The sequence below is a fragment of the Pseudomonas duriflava genome (assembly GCF_007830155.1).
GTDB classification, from domain to species: domain Bacteria; phylum Pseudomonadota; class Gammaproteobacteria; order Pseudomonadales; family Pseudomonadaceae; genus Chryseomonas; species Chryseomonas duriflava.
This window is the reverse complement of sequence record NZ_VLKY01000047.1, coordinates 1-4,756: the sequence shown is the minus strand read 5'-3', so window position 1 is coordinate 4,756 and position 4,756 is coordinate 1. Positions and strand designations below refer to the sequence as shown.

Sequence of the window (4,756 nt, the reverse complement as noted above, 5' to 3'; positions counted from 1 at the left end):
GCGCCCTTGTATTCCAGCTGGCGGACCAGTTCACCCCAGCCCGCGTCAGCGATAGCTCTGCTCAGCCTGGGATTTCTGATCATGTTTTTTACCGCAAGATTTTCGACACAGACCACTTGGTTTTCGTTAATCAGTCTGCGTGACAGCTTGTGCAAGCCATCGAGTCGGCAATCAGAGATTTTGGCGTGAATCCGCGCAACCTTCTGGCGAGCCCTGGCACGATTTTTACGGCTCAGACTGCGTTGTGCCAATGCCAGGCGGGAGGCGTATTTAGCGGTATGGCGAGCATTGGCAACCGGCTCGCCTTCGGAGGGTACAAACAGGTCTTTCAAGCCCATGTCGATACCGATCATTTTCGGCGTGACGGGCAAGGCTTGAGGTTCGAATTCACACAGGCACGAGACGAAGTATCGCCCAGCGGCATCCCTGGAAATCGTCACAGTGGACGGTGCGGACGACAGGGCACGACTCCAGCGGATATTCAGAGGCTCGCTGCTTTTCGCCAGAAACAGCTTGCCATCCCGCCCTTCAAAAAAGTTCTTAAATGCACTCTGCTGGTGGCGCAGGCACTGTTGAAGAGGAACGCAGGAAACCTCATTCAGGAACGCCAGTTCCGGCTGTTTCTTGAGAGCGGTCAGGTAGGCACTAGCCGCAGACTAGCCGATTTTCTGCTGTTCCTTATGGAACGCATCGGTTCGCCAGTGAAGCACAGTGTTATAGACCAAACGTATGCAGCCAAACGTCTTTGCAAGCAGCTCTGCTTGTTCAAGCGTTGGGTAGAACCGGTATTTGTAGGCGCGTTTAGTCATGCTTTACAACATACAAAACTTAGTGTGAGATAGAAATTGGTCATTAGCTGGAAGGGATAAAAGGGCACGCCTTGCGCACCGCGCTATTCCTCCCCCACTTGAAGTACGGGGTATCTCGCGCAAAACAGATGAAGGATGGCGCTAGATTCGAGCGTAAAGGATTCAAACCGAACACATAGGCGGCAAGGTTCTTCGACATGTGTTTTGCGTGAGAAGCTGTTTGGCTGCTGAAGCAACCCTGAAAGCAGGCAGCAAACGGAACACCAAGGATCAGTTTCACGGGCAGCCAACATAGCCCGCCCTTAGCGTGTTGCTGTGCTCTTTATAACCTGTTGACCTTTTAAATGGTTGCAAAAGGGCAACAGAGGTAATCGGCCATAGCTATCACCCGCTTGGCTCGTCAAGCCCTGATCTTTTGAGATTTAATTGATGTTGCGTAAAGAAGTAACTCTAGAGCTCATGAGGCTCGACATTATCCATGAGTCGCGCCTATAACGCCTTAAAGGGCCTACCGGATGCCCAGGCTTTGATTTTATTAAGGCTGGGCGCGCTTAATCGATTCTTTTCAAAGAGATCATCCAGGATGCTCCGGTCAATCCCAATCTGAAGGCTGGCTTCTTCCAGGGTTATGCGTTTGGCTAATATCAGCCGCTGAGTGCTTTTGGCTACGGTTCGGGCAGTGATTGAGTTGAGAGGCGCGTTTTCGGCGCGAATGGCTTTTTGCCTTTTGATTTCTCTTTCTTGTCTCTGGGCATCGTTCATAAGGCAAATCTCAGGTATGTCTACTACGTAAACTTTGACCGGCATGCAATGCAAAACATCTAATTATGCTGCTAAGCGGTAAGTGCGACTACAAAGGTTAACGGGTGCAACGACCTTGCTGCCAGTGGTAGACCGCACGCCGGGTCTCTTGACCACGGAAAGCACTGATCCCCGAGCATGGATTAAAGAAGACATGAAGCATACGCAAAACCTTGTTAGCGAGTGGTCGCGTAATGCAGAGCGTGTCATGGCTGACGTCAACAATGCCATGCGTGATCAGGTTGGATTTGATGCTGAGGAGCTGTCCGAACACATGCAAAGGACAGGCGAAAGCATGGACCAAGCCCTAGCAGAATTTCCTTTGATATCGTCTACGACCTATCCTCACTAGAGAAACGGTATATGTCCTGCTCATGATTGTTGGAAGCAATGAGTGAGCAGGATAAGCTCTCTACCTATGGAAAGCAGCCAAAGGGTTTCAGCAGCCTTCTGTGCAGCGAATTAAGCTAAGGAGAGAGTGCTGGCCTTAATACTTACGATATCGTTCAGAAGCGTCTTAACGAGCGTTTTAACGTCTTCGAGCGGCGTGTTGCTTTTCGCGATCCGGTTGATAAGGATGCGGTCAGCCTTCTGCAAAGTTGGAAGGCAACGTTTAGCGGTTTCACGTATTTCTTTGTTCGTGCCATGGATCTGCGCTGAAAGGGAAAGGCAGACCGCTGCGTCAAAAAATCTCAAGTATTTTGTTCCTAGATGGCTTATATCAAGGCGCTAGTATACTTCTTTCCAACGATTTTGACAAATAATCAAAAATATGGTTAGGAATCATAGTCCTTTGTCCGCTCGGTCAACATCAATGGCCTCACCCAGAAGCACTCCCACCTGCCGGTCATTGGCTGCCTGATCAATCTAATCAAGTTACGGGGAGGCAACGCTTTGGCTCGCTTTGACACTACCCGTGAGCAGATCGAAAAGCTTATAGGCGAGGTACAGACGGCTCAAAGCAACATTGCCGAGCGCAATGCCTCCCTGAGCAGCATGTATTTGAGTAATGTCTGGACAATGCCTAGGCAAAGAAGCCTATTTATCAGCACATGGATCAGGCGCTCTTAGTATTCCCAGTCTGGAACCTTCAGAACAAGAAATCCGATTGATCGGAGTCGACACGGCTGCTGTTTCTGTACGGGTCCAGATTAGTGGTAAATATGCCGGTCAACCTGCTGACGGAGATTTCCGCTTCACGCGCATCTGGAAAAGACGCTCAGACAGTCAGTGGCAGGTTGCGGTAGCTCATGCTGGCATTATCGTCTAAGAGTGCTCAGAAGCTTACACAATAGTGCGGCTAGGCTCGAATTATTCCATCATTATCGTAAGCTCTGCTTTGCCAGAATAAGGGTGGAGCAATGCGCATAGGTTACGCGTCAGACGCGTTCAGTATGTTATTAATCCAAGTGTCCTAACCAGAAGTTAAATTCACCAAAAATTCGAGAGGTTGCATGGATAGCACCAAACTTTTGGCATTATCCGGAAGCTTGAGAAAAGAGTCGTATAACTCGGCAGCGATTGAAGCCCTGACTCTGTTATCTCCTGAAAATATTGAGGTACATATATACAAGGATTTGGGTAATCTACCATTGTTCAATCCTGACCTTGACGGTGAGGCTGTTCCCGCCGTCAGCAAGCTAAAAATGGCAATACGCGAGGCTCATGGTTTGATAATTGCCAGTCCAGAATACGCGTATGGCATCAGTGGCGTGTTGAAAAATGCTCTGGACTGGCTGGTCTCTGGCGAAGAGTTCGTTTCTTTACCTGTCGCACTCATAAATACTTCTCCCAGAGCTTCTCATGCCCAAGCTGCATTAAGAGAAGTCGTAACGACGATGTCGGGAATAGTCGTGGAAAATGCCTGTGTTTCCATACCACTTCTTGGCAGTGGTCTAGCATCGGACGGTATAGTCGAAGATATCAAGATGGCGGAGCAACTTTCACGAGGACTGTCTGAGCTCTGTGCGGCAATTCGAGCGATAGAACTTCACAAAGCAATGCACGCGACAAGCGTGTGATTGCAACGTTAGGTCCCACATGACTCTTAACCAACACATAGCTGCAATTGAGGCTTGGATCGGTGTGCCGCTTGCTCATCAATACCGGGCTTTGCTCGCTAGCCACGGTGGCCAGTTCGTTGGAGAACTGGTGCGGTTCTATACGGCAGACGAAATCATTGAGCGCAACGATTGCTACGAGGTGCAGCTGTACTGTCCTGGATACCTGGCCATTGGAGACGATAGCGGCGGGCGGGCCGTCGTCATCAGTCTCCAGTTATCATCCCCAGTCGTTTTCGTCGTAGACCACGGCAGCATGACCCCGGATGACTTTGATTTTGTGGCTGAAAGCCTTCTGGATTGGGTCAGTAAAGGCTGTCCACTGTGAGCGGGGCGGGGCCTAACTATTCGTCCAAGCCGACGCCGCTTCGCGGCGCGGCTTAACTCAGGTGTTAGATGCTTATACCTATGAATACTTACTCTGCCCATTGCCTAGCTTGAATGATCGAACGCCTGCCTTCCGACGAGCCGGTTCCACTCGGCACTCAAGGTTATGCCCATTACACCACGCAGCGTGATCATTGGTTGGGCTGGCTAGATCCAAACAGAAAAGCAGTGAAGTATGCGAGGAGCAGCGGCCCTGGCCGGGATGCGAGATATGCTTACAACCACATAATGGAGCCCAAAATGCTGCTGTGGCTAATCTCTGCTGCTGGTTTCCCTAATAGCGAACTTGAAAAGGCTAGAGAAGAAGCACAAGAAAAGAAAGCGTTCGCGAGCAAGTGTGCTGCTATTAGGCGGGTTGTATCGTGGGAAAGAATGGCAACAGCGCTAACTGCAGGCCCAAACCACGATACCTAACAATGGTATATGGACTCTCCCCACAAGCAGTGAGGATAGCTTTTTCGATCCTGTCGTCAGCGCGGTTGCATTCGTATATCCGGCCTTTTCTGGGTACTGCCCTGGCCATTCTGTAGTTCGCGCAGCAGGGGCCAAGCGTTCAAGCGATCACAAAGATCATCATTGTTATCGACCTTGCTCTGCTGCAGGACTCGCCTGTTCCGACAGTCTCGCTTCTCACCACAACCACTAGAAACTCACTTCATTGTTAACCCCGCCGTCAGGCGGGCTTTATGCTGTGCCAGT

The 4,756-nt window shown here is 50.3% G+C and carries 8 protein-coding genes; 5 read left to right on the top strand and 3 right to left on the bottom strand.

The window, feature by feature from the left end:
* Both IQ22_RS22875 and IQ22_RS23770 read right to left on the bottom strand, forming a co-directional pair.
* Positions 1-602: RNA-guided endonuclease InsQ/TnpB family protein (locus IQ22_RS22875; protein WP_244309415.1), on the bottom strand; the 602-nt coding region annotated here is incomplete at its 3' end.
* A 54-nt stretch (positions 603-656) separates the two neighbouring features.
* Positions 657-809 carry a helix-turn-helix domain-containing protein gene (locus IQ22_RS23770; protein ID WP_244309413.1) on the bottom strand — a complete coding sequence of 51 codons (153 nt, stop codon included), beginning with the start codon at positions 807-809 and terminating at the stop codon, positions 657-659.
* A gap of 955 nt (positions 810-1,764) precedes the next feature.
* On the opposite strand from IQ22_RS23770, the gene IQ22_RS22870 reads away from it, so the two are divergent.
* On the top strand, positions 1,765-1,962 hold the full coding sequence (locus IQ22_RS22870; protein WP_208733696.1) for a hypothetical protein: 198 nt from the start codon (positions 1,765-1,767) through the stop codon (positions 1,960-1,962).
* A gap of 110 nt (positions 1,963-2,072) precedes the next feature.
* Here IQ22_RS22870 and IQ22_RS24325 read toward each other — a convergent pair whose 3' ends face one another.
* A complete protein-coding gene (locus IQ22_RS24325) occupies positions 2,073-2,306 on the bottom strand; it encodes a DUF7740 domain-containing protein (protein ID WP_483247344.1) in 234 nt (77 codons plus the stop codon).
* Between the two features lie 313 nt (positions 2,307-2,619).
* On the opposite strand from IQ22_RS24325, the gene IQ22_RS24260 reads away from it, so the two are divergent.
* From IQ22_RS24260 to IQ22_RS22845, 4 genes are all read left to right on the top strand, one after another.
* On the top strand, positions 2,620-2,880 hold the full coding sequence (locus IQ22_RS24260) for a nuclear transport factor 2 family protein (RefSeq protein WP_145146103.1): 261 nt from the start codon (positions 2,620-2,622) through the stop codon (positions 2,878-2,880).
* A 184-nt stretch (positions 2,881-3,064) separates the two neighbouring features.
* A complete protein-coding gene (locus IQ22_RS22855; protein ID WP_145146102.1) occupies positions 3,065-3,631 on the top strand; it encodes an NADPH-dependent FMN reductase in 567 nt (188 codons plus the stop codon).
* A gap of 19 nt (positions 3,632-3,650) precedes the next feature.
* Complete coding sequence (locus IQ22_RS22850; protein WP_145146101.1) at positions 3,651-3,998, top strand: SMI1/KNR4 family protein; 348 nt, start codon at positions 3,651-3,653, stop codon at positions 3,996-3,998.
* A gap of 113 nt (positions 3,999-4,111) precedes the next feature.
* Entirely contained in the window at positions 4,112-4,471 is a 360-nt protein-coding gene (locus tag IQ22_RS22845) for a hypothetical protein (protein ID WP_145146100.1), read from the top strand.
* Positions 4,472-4,756: the final 285 nt, after the last annotated feature.